This window comes from Sphingobium sp. DC-2 (genome assembly GCF_000722555.1).
Taxonomy (GTDB): domain Bacteria; phylum Pseudomonadota; class Alphaproteobacteria; order Sphingomonadales; family Sphingomonadaceae; genus Sphingobium; species Sphingobium quisquiliarum.
Genome location: NZ_JNAC01000039.1, coordinates 41328 through 57659 on the forward strand (window position 1 = coordinate 41328; position 16332 = coordinate 57659).

Genomic DNA, 16332 nt, shown 5'->3' on the forward strand with positions numbered 1-16332 from the left:
AGCAGGCCGGACGGCGCCAGCTTCGTGGGTTAGCGCGCCGTCCGGCCTGCTCCTTCTTCACCGGAAGCTAATAAGACACTCGTACGGACCGGACCTAACGAGCAACTGTGGCGGCCGAAGCTGATCGACGGCAGTGTCGCGTTGGTGAGGCAGTTCTCCAGGAGCGAGAAATAGGGCGGCCAGTGCTTGAAACGCTTCGGCACATAGCGGACGACATGATGCTCGATATGATGCCGGTCCATCCAGCGCTGGAAGATCGGCAGAAAGGCATAGGTTTCCTCGCGCTCGACCCCGGTGTCGGCTGTAAGGACGGCGGACAGGGGCAGTCCCCGCCCGACCCATTCGATGATCATCGCGGTGCTGTCGACGCCCATGCCCCAGGCGGCAATCACAGGGACGCCGGATAGCGCAGCAAGGCAAGCGTCGTCATTCGCCGCCGCGATCGGCGGTCGCTTCGGATCGTACATGGCTGATCTCCAGGAAGGAGGTCGGGAGCCCATAGGGAACGTCGCCGTGACGGTTGGCGGGTTGATCCCGGAGGCCGGATGGCCGGAATGCGACGATCAATTGGCCCCCGAGGCCCCAGAGTCGGGAGGTGTGGCCGCTTAGAAGTCGAGCGGCACGCTCACCATCGTATCGGGGGGACATGGCTGCTCGGTCAGGAGATAGCCGAGTCGATTGACGGCGTGCATGCCGTCGGTGATCTCGAGACCGTCGTCGCTCTCGATCACCGTCCAGACATTTGCCGCAGGTTGCGAGCGGATGAATTCGAGGTCCGGGCCGGAGGCTTCGAACAGGCATCCGCCCCGGCCGAAGTCGAACCCCGCCGTTGCGAGGAGATGATTGGGCACTGGCTGGAATCTGTCCACAAACTCATCTTCGGTGAGGTCCAGATATTGGATGGCAGGCGGTGGGGCGTCGCACACCTCGTTTGCGGACTGACGCAATATTCCATCGTTCATGTGGTTGTTCCTCGTTAAAGAGTGCCGTTGCCGGCACGTGCAGGCGCCAGATCAGGCGACGAGCGTCATCAGCGCCTGACGGTGCTGTGGCCCCGTGCTGGAGACGCGAAACGGCTGGAGCGGATCACCGGTGCGCAGCACTAATTGGGGGCGGCCCGTCTCGTGCCGCATCCGGAGCGCGACGGCATAGGCATGATCGAAGGACGCGAGCGCCGCGCGCTTGGACGAACAGGGTTGCGTCGAGCAGAGGTTCGTCATGACTGGTGCTCCTCGGGCTGGTCGGGGTCGGCGAAGATGGGCAGTTCGGAGCAGGTGGGTTCGTCGCGGTCGAACAGGACCCAGGAGGCATCCCTGTCGAATGCCGCACTCAGGATCGCCCAGAACTCCTGGCTGATGTCGGGCGCCTCCCCGCCGCACCCGACGACGCTGGTGTGGACGAAAAAGCCATAGGCATAGGGCTCGATCACCAGATCGAGATGGCCGACCTCGACACGTCCGTCCGGCCCGCGTGGCGCGACGGCGATGAGGTGATCGATGTGACGACGCTCGGCGACAGGCAAATGAGCGGTCGAGCAGACAAAGAGCGTGGCATGGCGCATGAGGGATCTCCTTCGCGATGGTTTGGTTACGGCTGGAGCGACAGGCTCAGGCCGCTTGATCCAGCGAAAGCGAGAGCGTCTTCCTGTCGCCGGAGATGGTCAGGCTGCGGTTGTCGGGAATGAGCCACTGGACGTGCTCGAAGACCGCATCGCGCAATTGGGCGAGAAGGGCCTCGTCCTCACCCAGCAGCAACAGGTTGGCGAGATTTCGGGCTTCATGCTCGAACGCGAGCGATTGCGTGTCCCAGCTATCGTGCCCGTGATCGTCGGAATAACAGAACAAGCTGGCATGCATCAGGTCGGCAAGGGCATAGGGCTGCACATTGGCCTTGCCGTCAAAGAGGATCGTCGCCTCGTCGAGCGTCCAGCAGGCATTGCTGCAGACAAGCATGTCCGTGGGCACGCGGTATGTGGTGGGCTCGGCCGGCGACGGGCCGCCGGACCGCAGAAGGATTTCTGCGGAGATATCCTCGACCGGTCCGGACTCAAAATCGTCGGGCAGAGCGATATCGTCGGCATAGCGATGAAGGACGCCATCGCGCTGCACGGCGAAGCTGCAGGACAGGAGACGCGGCAATTCGTCATACCAGCGATAGCCCTCGAAATCGCGGTTCTCGTGAACCAGGGGACCGCTGAGCGGTGTTTCCTTCGCAAGTGCGCGGGCAAGCGTTTGCTCGATGTCGGGTTCGTGGTCGGACATGATGATCATCGGACCCGATCGAATGGCTGCGCCCTGGTATCGGTTGGACGTGTCGGCAATGTTCGGCGTCCAGGCATTGAGCCAGCGGTCGGCTTCGGGAAGAGCAATCCCAAGGTCGCGCGCACGCGCCCAGGCCTCGTAGGAGAGCCGATGAGATTTCTCGCGGCCGATGGCGCGGTAAAGCGCGACTTCGGCCGCTTCCCTGAGCCGGGACAGCGCCTCGTTCTCGACCATTTCCTTGCGCGCGGGGAGAACAAGCTGAAGCGCCGGCGCGTCGACGATATCGACCCGCACGCGCCAGTTATGGGGAGTCTCGATTTCGCTCAGGGTGGGAAGCCGGGAGGCAACCGTCACGCCGCGGAAATTGATTCGGGGCGTGTGGACCGCCTCGGTCGTGCCGTCGTGGAAGATGCCGATGCGGCAGCCTTCCCATTCCTCAATATGTCCCGCACCCGCGAGAAAATCCTCGCACGGGAGCTGCTTGCCCTCGAAATGAACCGGGAGTGGAAAATATCGCGAAGCAAGGCGCAGTGCCGACGAAAGTTGCTCCTCCCAGGCGGACGGCAGCATGATCTGGATTTCGGTGCCGCGCACGATCCCGGACGACCTGATCGCGAGCGGCACAGCCCCTTCCCAGCCGTCAGCCGGAATATCGACCTCCCACCCCCGGTCAGCGGCTCGAGACCAGGACCGGACACGAACATCCCGACCGGCGAGGCTGAACAGGCCCATGCCGGCCGGATCCTCACGGGCGCGGATATCGTGCTGCCAGCCCGATGTGCCGAGGGTCAGGAGGTTGGCGGGATCGTCGATGCCGCAGCCGTCGTCATAGATGGACAGCGCGGTGCCGGCGGGGAGATTGTAAATCGCGACATGGATCGCGCGCGCACCGGCACGGCGGGCATTCTGGAAAAGCTCCAGCAGCACATCTCCGATCGTGCCATTGAACAGGCGCGAAACCTTGGTGATGAGCGGCTGGCCGACCTCGGGCCGGATGGTGGCGGGAAAGGACATGGGATGGGGCTCCTGTCTGGCGGAGACCAATTCCCCGCCGCACAACCCCTCATCCCCCTCCCCTTTGGATTACGGCGGGGTGGAATGGATCGGACCAGTCGATGTGGTCGATGATCCAGGCAGGCACGAAATCCCAGTCGAAGCAGAGCGGATAGTCGTTGGCGACCTCGCGCCAGGCAGCCTCGACGATGTCGGTCCAGCCAACGACCGTCAGCCGCAGTGCAGCAGTGCCGAGCGCATCGAAGGTCTTGTCGATCGCGAGAGCGAGGCCTATCGCGTCGGGATCGGTGATCGGCATGGCGCGCAAGGCCAGGACCGCCTCCCAGAGGCAGGCGGCGGTCTCGAGGCTGGCTTGAGAATAGTGAGTCATGACGGAGCCTTTCGATGTCAGGCGGCGCGAAGGTCGCAGCCCTGGTAGAGGCCGAGATCGGCTGCCATCAGGGTGTCGATTTCGGGCGCGATCCGGTCGAACGCTGCGTTCAGGTCGGCGACGGCGACACGGTAGCTGGCCTCGCCGGGATCGGACTCCAGGGCGAGCGTCAGTGGGGTCAGCCGGGCGGTCATCTCGGGAAAGACGGTGCGGATGATGAGCGCTTCGATTCGCCGCGCGACCAGGTTGAGCCGCGCCGCGAGGCCCAAGGGGGTGGCCAGCTCACGCTCATACCAGGCGGCGGGTGCTACGACGTCGGCGATCCGGGTCGAGGGCACCCGTCCATTGCCGATGTGGGCCTGGATGACGACGCAGCGCGGGCGCCGCTGGAGCGCCACTTCGGCCAGCGGCACGAGGGCGCGATAGTGATAGGTCGAGGCCGCGCCCGGGATGCGGGACCGAGAGACGATGACGTCCATTGGCTATTCCTTCGATTGTGGAGACAGGGGCTGCGCGTTCGGCAGCAAGGAGACGCGCGGGCGAAATTCGCCCGACGCACCTTCAAGAGAAGTCCTCCCCTCCGGCTCGCTAGCGGGACCGTTCGGCCTGCGCGGCGAGCAGGTCCGCGAACCGCGCCTGGACCGCGGTAGCGTTGGAAAAATGGTCGGCGAGGCCATGATGGGCGAGGATGGCGCGCGGGCTTTCGCGATCAGCGCGGCCTCGGCCAGGCTCGGCATACGTGGTGGCCAGCCCTTCACGAACCGCAATTCCGGGGGCATTTCCGCTTCGAGCGTCCGGCGCTCATGGGCTCGCAATTTGGCGCGACCGATGTCGCGAAGAAGAGCGGCCGGCAGCAATCGAGGCGCGACATCGGCGAGCCATCGCTGGGGCTGGAAGGAGAAGGTTGAAGCGGCCTCGATCGCCACGAGATGGCGGTAGAGATGGAGATTGCCGGGAGCTTCGGTGGAGGCGACCAGATCGTGCGCGGATGCAAGCACGCAGAAAGCGCAGGACAGACGGGTCGTGCGGTATCGCACATAGGCTTCGTGCAGCGGGAGTCCGTGGCGCGCGTGAATCCCGAAGACGTCGTCAGCACTCCAGTCGACTGCTGGATGCCAACTGAGCATGCACGTGCTGGCGGCATTGCCGGGCTTTGCGAAGCGTTCGTCGACACGGGAGACCGGGGTCGAGCGCCGGCTCGGGCTTTCGTCGCGGCGCAGGCCGATGACCGAAACGACAGTCTCGCCCCGGTAGCGGCGCGCCAGTTCGGGGCCGATCACCTGGACCTTCAGTTCGGACGTGCAGAAGCGCAGCGATGCCGATGACCATGGGCCGATGAGATTATAGGTCTCAAGCGCCTCGTAACGACGTTTGCCGGAGAGGAAGCGTTGCTCCCAGCGCGACACCATGTCGCCTGCCGATCGGCTGACAACCAGCAGGGGTTTCCCCAGCCTGTCAGCGATCGCTGCAACCATAGCCGGGGTCGACCGCCATTCCGCCCGGCCGAGGTCCGCGTGGATCGCGATCCGGCGATCGCGGGGATGACCCAAGGCGTCGAGCAGCGCAATCGCGGCGTGGGCCGAAGCGGTGGAATCCTTGCCGCCCGAAAGATTGAAGGCGAACCAGGCACCGCGCCGCGCGGCGGCTATGACCCTATCGTCGATCGCAGGCAAAGGATCATCAGGCGCGGCAAGCAAGCCGCGCGCAAGAGCTGGGCTCATGCGGTGTCTCCTCAGGTGCGGTGGATCGGCGCGACTGCGCGCCTGTCAGTGGCCGGCAGGCGACCTGTTGTCGTAGAGGGGTTCCGTGCCGGGCTCCCAGTCGCCGGGCAGCCAGATTCGGCCGTTATAGCTAATTCGCCCCACAGGCGTGTCGGCGATCAGCAGCAGCGCCTCGGGGTACATGCTGGCGCCCAGACCCGATCGGTCGCGGCGCTCGCAATAGAGGTTTGAGGCTTCCGCCCAATTCGCTGCGGCAAGCTCGGCATAGCCTTTTTGCTCGATGCGGAAGGGCTTGCGCGAAGCACTCCGTTGCCGCGTCCCGCCAAGGACCCGGGCGATATGTCCGGCATAGACGGCAACGGTAGCCCAGTAAGCAGCGACAAACACCTTGCGCCTCTCCCAGCTCGATCGCGAACGGTGACACGCCTCGGCAGCAAGGTCGAGTAGCAGCACGGAGAGCAAGGCGCGGGTGTCTGCCGGCATAGCCTGGATGAGGCGCGCGGCCGGAAGACCGAGGACCGGATTGCGAACCTCGGCCCTGGAGGAGCGGCGGGTCATGGCAGCGCCCTCACCACTCGAACGTCTCCAGACCGTCGACGCAATCCGCGTCACGGTCGAGAAGAAGCCAACGGCAGCCCTGTGCACGCGCGAACTCGACGGCGGTCCAAAGCTCGTTCGGAACCATCGCACGTTCGAGGCCATCGAGCGGGTCGGTGAGGACGAACCAACCATAGCCGGCCTCAGCGACACCCAGCGGGCGCGATTCCGGGATCATCGGCGCCCATTGGTCGAGAAGGTCCGCGGTGGCGGGACGGATATGGCTGGTGCTGATCACGAGATGGCGACCGACACGCAGTGCATGCAATGGGTCCACCGCTGGTGGTTCGATTGAGATGCGCTCTGTCCAGAGATATTCCTCTTCGTGCGCGTCGAAATAGATCGAAGCGGCCTCTTCGTCGGAGAGCGTCGAGGGATCACGCCTGTCGCGGATCTCTGGCCACCATTCGCGGCAGAATGAGGCGACCTCCGCCATCAACGCCTCGCGGGTTAAGGCGGCGTAGAGGTCCCCTCCATGACGATGGTCGATGAACGCAGCGTGGATGTCGGCCGACCAGGGAACGGCATGATTTTCCATGAGCCGTTCGGCCTGCGCCAGTTCGTCGCAGAGGATATGGTCTGCCGGGCTGGCGTCGGCGATCGCAATGCGGGCGCGGGCCAGCAGGCGCGCGAAATCGTGCCTTGTCATATGGGTCATGGTTGTCTCCGTGGGGATGTGACGGGTGCGCGGAGGGGAGCCGGAGCGTGGAATCAGGCCCGATCGAGCGATTGGGCGATGGCGGCGAGTGCGTCGGCGATATGCTGCTCGACCTCCTGCGTGGTGATGCCGAGACGGGCCGCGATCGCGGTGAAATCCTCATCGCCGAGGAAATCTGCCAGGAGAACCTGTCGGGTGATCTCCGGCAGTGCGGAGACAGCGTGGGCGTATCGGTTGTTCGGCGCAGCGCCGACGTCGGCAAGTCCGGCCGCATCCACGCGCACCCATGCCCGGACCCAATAGCCGTCGCCATCGCGCTGTACGGTCTGTTCGGCAGGGTCGATCCGTAGGATATGTGCGTTAGGCCAGCGTTCGCGGGCGGCAGCCACGATAGGCAGAACAGTCTTGTCCGGCGCGAGGAAGGCGTCGATCCGCGCGGCGAGCTGGTAGCTTGTGCGGCGCCGGTCGCGGCGTAGGCTGAAGCAGGGATGGCCGTTGAGGAAATCAAGCGCCTCGACAAGGAGGGCGCGGGCGTCAAGATCGGGCATGGCGTGGTTCTCCGGTAAGCCGGTTCCTGACCGGCCCCCATTCCTGCCCCCTTCCCTCCAGCTGCGACCGCTTGGCTCAGGCGGCGTGGGCAAGCCGCGGAAGCGCCGTCACGTCGCCGGCGGGCGTGGTGCGATCAAGAACGGGATAGGACAGACTTGGTACCGCCCGTGCCGTGATCCGCGCCGCTTTGGTGAGCGGGAAAGGGCCTTCTGTTTTCACAGGGCATTACGGCCTTCTTGCCGCTTCGCCGGGATCGGCGCGAAGTTCTCAAGACGCTGGTGACTAGCGACCGCGGCCGCTCCCGGACCATATGAAGCGGAAAATATTGATCGGGCGCCTTGAGCAGATCATCGATCAATTCGTCGTGGTCGATTGCGAGCGTGATCAAGTTCGACGATCCGTCGTTCCCGGCGCCGATCTACGCTACCCTGATCCAGGGCGACCGGGGCGAACACAAGCTCATCTGCTCGCGATGACACCGGAGAGCGCTCCGCCCGAGCGCGGAGCGCCGGCTCCTATGCTCGACAGATCGTTCTGACGGTGAGCGAGAAACGGATAAACTTAATTCGCAACTGCAATCGTTGCTTGCCGCGCGATCAGAAGCCATGTCCCGCCGCGCTTGGCCCAAACGTCCGTGAAGGGCCGCGTCACCTGTTTTCCTGCGCCCGGCCCTTTCATCGGCACCATGGTGTCGTACCCCATGATCACCGTGATCTCCGGCTTCTCGCCGACGAAGGTGACATGTTTGTGGAAGTCTTTATAGTCGAGGAAGTCGTTCTCCATTACGGCGATCACCTGATCGCGGGTCAGGACTTCATTGTTGGGTGAGTTGACGACAAAGTCCTCGGCCCACACCGCCTTCACCCCGTCAGCGTCGTGCGACATCATAGCTTTGCCCAGTCGGCCATAGGCCGCTCCGATCTCGGCGGGCACCCTGACCCCTGGTAGGGCCTGGGCAAAAGCCGGAGACGCTAAAAGAGCAAGTGATATTCCGATCGTCCTGAACACTGTTGCCTGCCGCCTGGAGAATCCCTCCCGCAATACTGCCAGACTATCCGATTGATGCAATCGTCAGTTGGGCCACGTGGCACTGCCGATGTTCGCCGTCCTGGTTCGCTCCTTGACCGAAGCTTCCTCATGTGAGGCGGTATAATGATGCTGGCGCACAAAAGGGCGGCCTGCTTGAAGGTGTCGATGATATCGACAGCGAAACGCCTCGGGTTGATTTACGGAGCGCCTGGCACCGAGGGGCGAGGCCGATCGCGCCAGCGTTGGCTTCTGGTGGTGATCATGAGCGGCAGCTCCGGTTGCGGGCGCGCGCGCCCCCCCCCCGCCAACCCATGATTGGCGGCAGGAGAAAGCCGGTCGTTTATTGCGCGACTACGCGACGCGTGAGATCGGGGATGCGCGCGTTGTCGTAGGGACTGGAGACTGACATCTCGAGCGCATCGCGCCGGGCGCGATACCAGTCGGTCGCTTCGACCGTGTAGGTCTCGGTAGCATAAGCCTCTCCGCCACTGGAGAATTCGATCTCGACGGTGAAGGAGCGCTGTTCGATTTGGGAAGAAGCGTGCATGATCGGATCCTTTCGATGTGAAAAGGGCGGCTCCGACCTGGGTCGAAGCCGCCTTGAGGTGAGCGGGTATTGAAGGTCGGCCCGGTGGCAGGATCAGGTGATCAGGCGCCCGCAGCGCTGCGCCATCGGGCGGCGGCTTCATCAGCCGTCAGCTGGCCATGGCTCTCGTCGCAAAAGCGCTGAAAGTCTGCCTCCCAGGCAAGGGAGGTGGTTTCCAGCACCTGGATCACTTCCCACAGGAAAGCGGTAGCCGAGCCGGCCTCGGCGACCGGGACCCAGAGGGCGAGATCGTTGCTATCCGCGCCGCAACGCTCGCAGGTCTGGCTGTCATAGGTCGAGAGCAATGACCATGCTTGCGCGGTCTCGTCCCATATGGCGTTCGCGTCCCGGCAGATGTCCGCACTGCCGCAATGGCGACAGCGCGGCATGAGCGAACCCGCTATCGGCGTCACCGATTCCGTTCCGGTCGCCGGTGGCGGATATCCTCCCTCACCGAAACCGGGCGGCAGTGCCAGCGCGGGGGCGGTATAGGCGCTATCCACACCGGGCCAGATACCGGTCAGGTAAGTAGCTCCGCTATTCTCATAGTCCTCCTTCTGACCGGTCCAATCCTCGTCCGCGATGGCGAGCCGGCAGGCATCTTCGGGGGTGGCCGCCTCATAGGTCCGATGCCGGAATACCGGCAGCCGGTAGGTGCTTTCGATCGTGAAGCTCGGCACGGCGCCCCTCCTCAGTTGGCCTTGGCGAAGAGCTTGCGCGCCTTGCCCTCGATTTCGAGCCGCGTGTCCTGGTTGGATTTGGCGCGGGCGTGTGCGGTGATGCCCTGCACGAAATCGAACAGGCTGGCGGGCGGATGGCCTTCTTCGGCGATCACCGACTGGATGATCTTCGCAGTGTCGGTCTTGGAGAAGCCGTTCTTTCGCAGGAAGGAGTCGCGATCCTCGTCGGACCGTGCGACGATGCGACCGCGCGCCGCCTTGATGCCTTCGATGAAGCTTAGCGCGGAAGAGTCGGCGAAGCTCTCGAGCGCGGGCGCCGCTTCATGGGCGAAGCGGTTGGCGGCGAATTTCGAATGGCGGATCGAGATCTCCTCGAAATTTTCGACGCCCCACAAATTGCGATTCATGCACACGGCGCGCAGATAAAAAGTCGCAATTCCCAATGTCTTGGAGCCGACCTCCGAGTTCCAGCAGTAGAAGCCGCGGAAGAAGAGATCGGGGTCGCCATTCGGCAATTTCCCCGCTTCGATCGGATGCGTGTCATCGACCAGGAACAGAAAAACGTCGCGATCCGACGCATAGAGTGTCGTCGTCTCGCGCGTAACGTCGACATAGGGGTTATAGCGCATCGACCGCCAGTCGAGCACGCCCGGAACCTTCCAGCGCGTATCGGAAACACCGTTGCCCGCTATCTTCATCACGGCTGCGACCAGTTCATGGTCCCAGATCCGTCCGTAATCGGGTCCGGTGACAGCCCGCAATTCGGCGCGACCTTCATGGGTCTGGAGGAGCTTCACCTGCTCACCGCGATGGCTCAGGAGGCCGTGCTGGAGGTTTATTCCGGCGAGCGCTGCAGGAAGGTTGCGCAGATAGGAAGCCGGAGCCCCGACCAGGCTGGAGAGCTGACCGAACGACCAGTTGGTGGGCGCGATCGGCTCTGCTTCGCCAGGAACGATGAGGCTGAGGCGCTCGGCATTGTCCATGCTAGCCTCGACGCGGACGTCGCGGCTTTCGACGACGCGTGTGCGTGCGCGGTCAGCGCGACGGCGAACGCTCTCATAGAGGTCGTCGAGGGAGAGGAATTTTTCGTCGTCGGGGCGCGAAAACCATTCGGACGAGACCCGTCCGATGTTGCGACCGCGGGATATGTCGACCTTGTAGGCGCCTAAGACCTGGGGCGCGTCGATATGTTGGGCAAGCGTTGCCATGGGACATCTCCTGGTTGGAACGGCCCGATCCGTTTCGGACCGCCAACCATTCCCCACCCCCTTCCCTCCACTTGGGGGCGGCCGGAAGTCAGGCTGCGCTGAGATGTGCGGTCGAAAGCTCGGCCGCACATCTTGGGAGGTTCCTTGCATCGCGGAATCGAAAGAAGCGTTGCTGACCCGTCGATGGTCGGCGAGGGGCTGGCGGACCATCTGCGAACTCGGATCAACCTGCTGCGGCTGGACGGAGCCGAGGACTTCGCCTGACACCGGGAGCTCGGTCGGGCTCGGTTGTTCTTGGAAGCCCTTACCGGCGCAGTGGTTCGATCGATGGTTCAGGTATCTCAAGTATGTGCGCTATCGCCAAGAGCGCCGACGGCCTCGCTGCAGCGCGCCTTGATGTTTTGATTGAAACCTGCGCGGACATTCGGGTCTCGTTGGCAAGCACCGCGATCTGGTGGCCTCGGTCATCCGCTGCCTGTGACCGGAGACCATACGGTGGACTGGCAACGCGGGTTGACTTCTTGACCTCCGATTTGAGCAGTGAAGCCTATTCTCCTCTGGTGGTCACGAGCCCACGAACTTTCTCGGCATCCGCTTCAGACGCCGGGTTGTAGACGACCATTCCAAGTTCTGGTCTGCCCTCGACTACGAAGGATGAGAATTCCAGCGCTACGAGACCTGCCTCTGGGTGGCGGATCCGCTTCACTCCCTCACTATGAGCCTCGACGTCGTTGTCCTGCCAAAGCGAGTCGAACTCCGGGCTAATCCGGCGCAGTTCGTCGACGAGCTTTGTAGCCTCGGCGCTCTCATGCGCACGCACCCTAGCCAGGTCGGCTCTGAACGCGCCGACGACGAAGCGCGCAACACTGTCCCAATCCTCATTCCGGGTGCGGCCCTTCCCACCCGTGAACATAAGTCGCAGGATGTTGCGCTGATCGCGCGGCAGCTGAGCGTAATCGGTGAGCAGTGCTGCCGCGGCTCGGTTCCACCCGAGTACGTCCCACATCGCGGTCTTGATGATCGCCGGGCTCAGCACCATGCCGTCCAACACGCGCTGCAATCGGGGCGAAATACCGTCGACCGGTTGATAGCGTGGTTCGGGAGGGCGTCCGAGACCGAGCATATAGAGATGTTCCCGCTCCGGCTCGGTCAGCATCAGGCCCTTTGCGATGCGGTCAAGTACCTCGGGCGATGGCGCACCGCCACGGCCCTGCTCCAGCCAAGTATACCATGTCGGGCTGATATTTGCGCGGCTTGCGACCTCCTCGCGGCGAAGCCCAGGGGTACGCCGCCTGCCGCCGGCCAAACCGAAAGCTACCGGATCAAGGCGGGTGCGACGATCACGAAGATAGCTTCCCAGCAAGTTCGACGCATCTTTGGCCATGTATCAATCCTGTTGAGAATCATACCATGATAAAGACACTACTTTAACAGGTTCAATCTGGTGGCGATATGGCGCAGCTGCAAGAAGGAGATTTGCATGCGTGTGTTCCTAACCGGCGCTACCGGCTTCATCGGCTCCCACATCATTCCCCAGCTCCTCGACCGGGGACATCAAGTGCTTGGCCTTACTCGCTCCGAGGCCGGTGCCAGTCAGCTCGAAGAGGCTGGCGCTGAAGTGCTTCGCGGCGACCTCGAACGGCCCGAAACGCTCGCCCGCGGGGCGGCGGCGGCGGACGCGGTTATTCACTGCGCGTTCGATCACAATTTTGAGACTTTTTTCGAGAATACGAAAAAGGACGAACGCAACATCGCGGCGATGGGAGAGTCGCTAGAGGGAACCCAAAAGCCGCTTCTGATCACCTCGGGAGTCGGTATCGGCACGCCGCTAAACGGCGGCGCAGCGACTGAAGACGTGCTTAACCCACGCCACGCCAATCCACGTATCGCGACCGAGCTGGCCGGCGCTGCGCTGATCGCGCGACGGATCGATGTGCGCACCGTCCGGTTGCCTCAGGTCCACGACGCCACCAAAGCCGGGCTGATTACCCCGCTGATAGCCGAGGCGCGTCGTTCTGGAGCGGCGGCCTATGTTGGCGAGGGACAGACGCGCTGGTCAGCAGCGCACGTGAGCGATGTCGCGAAGCTTTACATCCTGGCACTGGAAAAGGGCGAGCCGGGCGCACGATACAATGCGTCCGCCGAGGAAGGCGTAACGATACGCGCCATTGCTGAGACGATTGCAAAGGGCTGTGGACTCCCGCTACGCTCGATCGGGACCGGCGAAGTGGATCGGTATTTCGGCTGGATGGCACCATTTGCAGGGCTCGACATGACTGCTTCGAACGCCTGGACGGTCGCACGGCTAGGGTGGACTCCGACGGGTCCTGAGCTACTCGCCGACCTTGGCGCGATGGACTATTCAGCGCCTTCCGAGACCTGATCGGCCGGCACCCCGTATCGGCTTGCCGATCGCTGAAGAGACCCACGTCGTGGACTGCCTTCGGGTCTTTCTTCACGATGTTCAAAGCGTGCCCTTACGGGCTGCCGACGATCAAAGGTTTACGCGCGTCGTTGTTCGCCTCGTTCAACGGCGTCTGCATTTGGCTGCGTTAAGGCCCCTTCCCACGACTATGCGGGTTATGGGCGGGAGCCCGCATGAGGTCTCGTTCAGGCGCCCTGCCTGCGCTGCCATTCGTAAAGAAGGTGCGCGTCGGGCTCGTATTCCGAACCAATCGAGATTCGCAGGAGCTTCCCGTCGCACGCAAAGGCAGCGGCGCGCGGAAAGCTTAAATAGGTGCGGCCTTCGAGAATCAGATCTCCTGAGCGCACCTGGGTGATTACCCTTGTCATCCCGAGCGAACGATGTCTGGCTGGGGCATCGACCAGCTTCAATCTGTCACCAGCCCTGACCTGCTTTTTGAACGCCGCAAGCGAGATTTTGGCTTCGACCGGGTTCTTCGCTCCCCGGCGGCAGGCCAGCGCCGCCCAATAAGCCTGCCCGATCCGTGCCTCGCAGTAGAAGGAGCAGGTATGGAAATCCTGTAGCAGGTTGGATCGGGTGGAGCCGAAGCGCTCCATCTGGTCGCGCACCGCGACGAAGAAGGCGTTCTGTGCATCACGCTCGGCAAGGTCTGCTGGTGTGTCGAGGATCTCCGCTATGATCTTGCGGCCGCGTGCAAACTTTTCGGTCTTGATGGCGAAGCGGGTGTCGGGAAATTTGGTCCTGAGGTGAGCTTCGATGCGCGTGGCGAGCGTCGCGAGATTGTCGCCGGTTCGATAGAGGTCGCCCTCATAATGGAAATTGCCCCTCTCATCGAAGGGGGTCTGGCTGTACAGGCGCGCGGACGCGCCCGGCGTCGAAACGTTGGTCATGGTCTTTCTCCGTGGTGATGGTGTGGCGGCCAGCGTGGTAGCCGGCTGTAGTCAGGTCTCGCGGGACCTTGGGGGCAATTCCATCGCAATGACGGCGCGGGCACGCCTCACGGCGTCCTCGTCGATCTGACCCACGACTTCAGGTACGATGGTCGCCAGTCGGTCGATCTCGCCAAGCAGAGCCGCGAGCAGATGGATTGCGGGCGGGGTCGCTGGTGAACTATCCCAGCCCGGTGGCGGCCCGGCGTGGCAATAGCCATAGTCGAGCGACCCATAGCGCCGAACAATCGCAAGCGCCTGGTCGGCTGTTTCGCAATCATCGAGCGCGAAGCGGCACGTCATTTCATCGACCGTGATGCCGGCGTAGAAGAGCGCGGCGGATACGCCATTCGCCAGCGTGCAGCGCATCGGGCGGTTCGCTTCGCGATGGATATAGGCGATATTGCCAAGTCGATCGGTTGCACGGATGCGAACGGCGTCACGACGCTGTGAAAAGTCGGTCGTGCGCGGGCTATCCTCGGAGGCGATCAATTCCGACCGAGACTCAACCCAGTCGAGATAACCAAGACGAGTATCGTCGTTCGCAACCTCGGTTTTCCAGTCGTCGACAGGATAGTCGGGATTGTCATCCCAATGACTGCGGCGGCTCATGATAGTCCACCTTCAAGCGCTTTTGAGAGCGCTTCCCGAGTGAACTCAATTTCGATCCGGCCCGGGAAAACCGCGCACCATCCTCCGCCGAAACTGTCGAGATAGGGTTTGGAGCAGGTGAAACTCCAGTCGAACCCGACCGGAGCAACAGCCAGCGTTGGTTGGCAGCAACGCTGGATCAGTCCGGCGATCGGCCACGGCTGGAAGTCGATCGTGCTGTAGATGGTGACCGTGCAGATCTTGGGATCCTCGATGGAATTGACGACGCGGATCTCCGCACCGAAGTCGGGAAAGTTTGCATCGTCAAAGATCGCGGTAAAGCCGCTCAGCTGTTTATCGCCGATGGTCGGCGGAAAAACTGCCAGCAATTCGTCGCTGATGGGTGCGGGTTCGAAATCCCCCGCAAGATCGGCGGCAAGCTGCCATGCCTCTTCGATCAGCGCGGCTTCGGCGATCGAGCAGGTGAAGGCGAATGAGCCCTGGATAAAGTGGTCGGCCATGGGTGCTCCATGAAGATTGTGGGCAGCCCAATTGCCGCGCCACCCACAGCCGCTCTCCTCCCCTCCCTTTGACTTGACGGCCGAATGGAGGCACGAGTTCGTTTACACTTGCGCAACTGCGCCTGGTTCAAGACCCGTGTTCCCAGCAAGAAGAAGGATGTTACATGGCCGAGACCGAAGATTCGGGCGTCATGTCTTTGACCGTGACGTTGCTCAGCGCATATTTCGCGAACAACACCGTGCCGAGCGCCGAATTGCCAGCGCTGGTGGAAGGGACGCGGAGGGCGCTGCTGGGCGACGCACCTGTCGCAACGACAGTTGGCGCTCCAGCAAGTGAAGAGGTTGCTCCGGAGAAGCCAGTCGCCGCCCCGGCGGCCGAAGAGATTGTACCGGAGACGCCGGCCGCCGCTCCGGATCATAAGCCGAAGGTCTCCATTGACGAAAGTCTGGCATCACCGGATCACATACTAAGCCTGATCGATGGCAAGCCCTACAAGGCGCTCAAACGACATCTGTCAGCGCATGGATTGACGCCTGCGGAATATCGTGGCCGCTATGGCCTTCCGGCGGACTATCCTATCGTCGCGCGAGGATATTCGGCGGCCCGAAGAGAAGTCGCACTGAAGCTGGGCCTCGGCGGCAAGCGCAAGAACTCTCCTTCGGCTGTTGCCGAGGAAATGCCTTCACCCCCGGTTACCGACACGCCCGAGCCTGTCGTTGCTGAGACACCCCCGGCAAAGGCCGCGTCGACACGTCGCCCGCGAACCAAGACTGTCGACGTGAAACCGAAGCCGGCGGCCAAGAAGCCTAAGCGTAAGGCCGCTCCTGCGCTGGTCGCCGCGGACGCGCCTGCATCCCCGGTTTCCGAGACGCCCAACCCTGCCGTTGCTGAGACGCCCCCAGCAGAGCCCGCGCCTGAAGGTCCCTCGCCCAAGGCTCTCGATGCCAAATCGAAGTCCGTAGCGGTAAAACCCAAGCGCAAGGTCACCAAGGGCGTTGCCGCAAAGGCTTCCGTCGCGGGCGCGGATGCGGCACCGAAGCCGAAGCGCATTCGGGCGAAAAAGACAGACGCTGAGGCGGCTCCATCGGCTGAACCCGCGCCGGAAAACACGCTCGCGGCAAGTTGATCGATGCGGTCCGGGCGCGCAAAGTTCCCGGACCGCTTTTCAAGGGTCGAGCAGACTCCGGATGGG

At 63.1% G+C, this 16332-nt stretch carries 22 protein-coding genes and 1 pseudogene; 4 read left to right on the top strand and 19 right to left on the bottom strand.

All coding sequences use genetic code 11. The features are described from left to right. Positions 1-29: 29 nt before the first annotated feature. The 11 genes from ET21_RS25710 to ET21_RS0108250 form a co-directional block, all read right to left on the bottom strand. Positions 30-467: a hypothetical protein gene (locus ET21_RS25710; RefSeq protein WP_051768065.1), complete on the bottom strand. Its 438-nt coding sequence runs from the start codon at positions 465-467 to the stop codon at positions 30-32. Positions 468-605: 138 nt separating this feature from the next. Then, a complete protein-coding gene (locus ET21_RS0108205) occupies positions 606-962 on the bottom strand; it encodes a hypothetical protein (RefSeq protein WP_030539284.1) in 357 nt (118 codons plus the stop codon). 51 nt (positions 963-1013) lie between these two features. After that, positions 1014-1220, bottom strand: a complete 207-nt coding sequence (locus ET21_RS0108210; RefSeq protein WP_030539285.1) for a hypothetical protein — start codon at positions 1218-1220, stop codon at positions 1014-1016. Then, positions 1217-1561, bottom strand: a complete 345-nt coding sequence (locus ET21_RS0108215; RefSeq protein ID WP_051768066.1) for a hypothetical protein — start codon at positions 1559-1561, stop codon at positions 1217-1219. The genes ET21_RS0108210 and ET21_RS0108215 overlap by 4 nt, the downstream gene beginning before the upstream one ends. Before the next feature lie 46 nt (positions 1562-1607). Next, entirely contained in the window at positions 1608-3275 is a 1668-nt protein-coding gene (locus ET21_RS0108220; RefSeq protein WP_030539287.1) for an ATP-binding protein, read from the bottom strand. A 49-nt stretch (positions 3276-3324) separates the two neighbouring features. Beyond that, positions 3325-3645, bottom strand: coding sequence for a hypothetical protein (locus tag ET21_RS0108225; RefSeq protein WP_030539288.1), 321 nt, complete (start codon positions 3643-3645; stop codon positions 3325-3327). A gap of 17 nt (positions 3646-3662) precedes the next feature. Continuing rightward, positions 3663-4124: a hypothetical protein gene (locus ET21_RS0108230; RefSeq protein WP_030539289.1), complete on the bottom strand. Its 462-nt coding sequence runs from the start codon at positions 4122-4124 to the stop codon at positions 3663-3665. 3 nt (positions 4125-4127) lie between these two features. Then, complete coding sequence (locus tag ET21_RS25715; protein ID WP_237751517.1) at positions 4128-5366, bottom strand: phosphoadenosine phosphosulfate reductase family protein; 1239 nt, start codon at positions 5364-5366, stop codon at positions 4128-4130. Positions 5367-5411: 45 nt separating this feature from the next. Then, positions 5412-5924 (bottom strand): hypothetical protein, encoded by a 513-nt coding sequence (locus tag ET21_RS0108240; protein WP_237751518.1) that lies wholly within the window; start codon positions 5922-5924, stop codon positions 5412-5414. Between the two features lie 10 nt (positions 5925-5934). Then, positions 5935-6621, bottom strand: coding sequence for a hypothetical protein (locus tag ET21_RS0108245; protein ID WP_030539291.1), 687 nt, complete (start codon positions 6619-6621; stop codon positions 5935-5937). Positions 6622-6674: 53 nt separating this feature from the next. Continuing rightward, complete coding sequence (locus tag ET21_RS0108250) at positions 6675-7169, bottom strand: sigma factor-like helix-turn-helix DNA-binding protein (RefSeq protein ID WP_030539292.1); 495 nt, start codon at positions 7167-7169, stop codon at positions 6675-6677. 201 nt (positions 7170-7370) lie between these two features. On the opposite strand from ET21_RS0108250, the pseudogene ET21_RS28450 reads away from it, so the two are divergent. Continuing rightward, a pseudogene (locus ET21_RS28450) lies at positions 7371-7498 on the top strand (IS110 family transposase); the annotation flags it as partial. 52 nt (positions 7499-7550) lie between these two features. Continuing rightward, complete coding sequence (locus ET21_RS27600) at positions 7551-7646, top strand: DUF736 family protein (RefSeq protein WP_237751519.1); 96 nt, start codon at positions 7551-7553, stop codon at positions 7644-7646. Positions 7647-7731: 85 nt separating this feature from the next. Here ET21_RS27600 and ET21_RS0108260 read toward each other — a convergent pair whose 3' ends face one another. The 5 genes from ET21_RS0108260 to ET21_RS0108285 all read right to left on the bottom strand — a co-directional run bounded on the left by ET21_RS0108260 (position 7732) and on the right by ET21_RS0108285 (position 12057). Further along, entirely contained in the window at positions 7732-8103 is a 372-nt protein-coding gene (locus ET21_RS0108260; protein WP_030539293.1) for a nuclear transport factor 2 family protein, read from the bottom strand. A gap of 436 nt (positions 8104-8539) precedes the next feature. Next, a complete protein-coding gene (locus ET21_RS0108265; RefSeq protein ID WP_030539294.1) occupies positions 8540-8746 on the bottom strand; it encodes a hypothetical protein in 207 nt (68 codons plus the stop codon). Between the two features lie 101 nt (positions 8747-8847). Beyond that, a complete protein-coding gene (locus ET21_RS28170; protein ID WP_051768067.1) occupies positions 8848-9465 on the bottom strand; it encodes a hypothetical protein in 618 nt (205 codons plus the stop codon). Between the two features lie 11 nt (positions 9466-9476). Then, the gene (locus tag ET21_RS0108275; RefSeq protein ID WP_030539296.1) at positions 9477-10673 is read right to left on the bottom strand and encodes a hypothetical protein; all 1197 of its coding nucleotides are present in this window, start codon (positions 10671-10673) and stop codon (positions 9477-9479) included. A 547-nt stretch (positions 10674-11220) separates the two neighbouring features. Next, the gene (locus ET21_RS0108285) at positions 11221-12057 is read right to left on the bottom strand and encodes a helix-turn-helix transcriptional regulator (protein ID WP_030539297.1); all 837 of its coding nucleotides are present in this window, start codon (positions 12055-12057) and stop codon (positions 11221-11223) included. Positions 12058-12153: 96 nt separating this feature from the next. Between ET21_RS0108285 and ET21_RS0108290 the strand changes: the two genes are divergently transcribed. Then, positions 12154-13056, top strand: coding sequence for an SDR family oxidoreductase (locus ET21_RS0108290; RefSeq protein ID WP_030539298.1), 903 nt, complete (start codon positions 12154-12156; stop codon positions 13054-13056). Between the two features lie 227 nt (positions 13057-13283). Here ET21_RS0108290 and ET21_RS0108295 read toward each other — a convergent pair whose 3' ends face one another. The 3 genes from ET21_RS0108295 to ET21_RS0108305 are packed head-to-tail and all read right to left on the bottom strand — an operon-like array spanning position 13284 to position 15139. Then, a complete protein-coding gene (locus ET21_RS0108295) occupies positions 13284-13988 on the bottom strand; it encodes a hypothetical protein (RefSeq protein ID WP_030539299.1) in 705 nt (234 codons plus the stop codon). A gap of 51 nt (positions 13989-14039) precedes the next feature. After that, positions 14040-14639, bottom strand: a complete 600-nt coding sequence (locus ET21_RS0108300; protein WP_030539300.1) for a hypothetical protein — start codon at positions 14637-14639, stop codon at positions 14040-14042. Beyond that, entirely contained in the window at positions 14636-15139 is a 504-nt protein-coding gene (locus tag ET21_RS0108305) for a hypothetical protein (protein ID WP_030539301.1), read from the bottom strand. Before ET21_RS0108305 ends, ET21_RS0108300 begins: the two co-directional genes overlap by 4 nt. 164 nt (positions 15140-15303) lie before the next feature. On the opposite strand from ET21_RS0108305, the gene ET21_RS0108310 reads away from it, so the two are divergent. After that, entirely contained in the window at positions 15304-16266 is a 963-nt protein-coding gene (locus ET21_RS0108310) for a MucR family transcriptional regulator (RefSeq protein WP_037470509.1), read from the top strand. Positions 16267-16332 lie beyond the last annotated feature (66 nt).

Bases quoted from the DNA above. Each gene is read 5' to 3' on its own strand.
- ET21_RS25710 (WP_051768065.1), bottom strand. From the start codon at position 467: ATGTACGATCCGAAGCGACCGCCGATCGCGGCGGCGAATGACGACGCT.
- ET21_RS0108205 (WP_030539284.1), bottom strand. From the start codon at position 962: ATGAACGATGGAATATTGCGTCAGTCCGCAAACGAGGTGTGCGACGCC.
- ET21_RS0108210 (WP_030539285.1), bottom strand. From the start codon at position 1,220: ATGACGAACCTCTGCTCGACGCAACCCTGTTCGTCCAAGCGCGCGGCG.
- ET21_RS0108215 (WP_051768066.1), bottom strand. From the start codon at position 1,561: ATGCGCCATGCCACGCTCTTTGTCTGCTCGACCGCTCATTTGCCTGTC.
- ET21_RS0108220 (WP_030539287.1), bottom strand. From the start codon at position 3,275: ATGTCCTTTCCCGCCACCATCCGGCCCGAGGTCGGCCAGCCGCTCATC.
- ET21_RS0108225 (WP_030539288.1), bottom strand. From the start codon at position 3,645: ATGACTCACTATTCTCAAGCCAGCCTCGAGACCGCCGCCTGCCTCTGG.
- ET21_RS0108230 (WP_030539289.1), bottom strand. From the start codon at position 4,124: ATGGACGTCATCGTCTCTCGGTCCCGCATCCCGGGCGCGGCCTCGACC.
- ET21_RS25715 (WP_237751517.1), bottom strand. From the start codon at position 5,366: ATGAGCCCAGCTCTTGCGCGCGGCTTGCTTGCCGCGCCTGATGATCCT.
- ET21_RS0108240 (WP_237751518.1), bottom strand. From the start codon at position 5,924: ATGACCCGCCGCTCCTCCAGGGCCGAGGTTCGCAATCCGGTCCTCGGT.
- ET21_RS0108245 (WP_030539291.1), bottom strand. From the start codon at position 6,621: ATGACCCATATGACAAGGCACGATTTCGCGCGCCTGCTGGCCCGCGCC.
- ET21_RS0108250 (WP_030539292.1), bottom strand. From the start codon at position 7,169: ATGCCCGATCTTGACGCCCGCGCCCTCCTTGTCGAGGCGCTTGATTTC.
- ET21_RS0108265 (WP_030539294.1), bottom strand. From the start codon at position 8,746: ATGCACGCTTCTTCCCAAATCGAACAGCGCTCCTTCACCGTCGAGATC.
- ET21_RS0108275 (WP_030539296.1), bottom strand. From the start codon at position 10,673: ATGGCAACGCTTGCCCAACATATCGACGCGCCCCAGGTCTTAGGCGCC.
- ET21_RS0108285 (WP_030539297.1), bottom strand. From the start codon at position 12,057: ATGGCCAAAGATGCGTCGAACTTGCTGGGAAGCTATCTTCGTGATCGT.
- ET21_RS0108290 (WP_030539298.1), top strand. From the start codon at position 12,154: ATGCGTGTGTTCCTAACCGGCGCTACCGGCTTCATCGGCTCCCACATC.
- ET21_RS0108295 (WP_030539299.1), bottom strand. From the start codon at position 13,988: ATGACCAACGTTTCGACGCCGGGCGCGTCCGCGCGCCTGTACAGCCAG.
- ET21_RS0108300 (WP_030539300.1), bottom strand. From the start codon at position 14,639: ATGAGCCGCCGCAGTCATTGGGATGACAATCCCGACTATCCTGTCGAC.
- ET21_RS0108305 (WP_030539301.1), bottom strand. From the start codon at position 15,139: ATGGCCGACCACTTTATCCAGGGCTCATTCGCCTTCACCTGCTCGATC.
- ET21_RS0108310 (WP_037470509.1), top strand. From the start codon at position 15,304: ATGGCCGAGACCGAAGATTCGGGCGTCATGTCTTTGACCGTGACGTTG.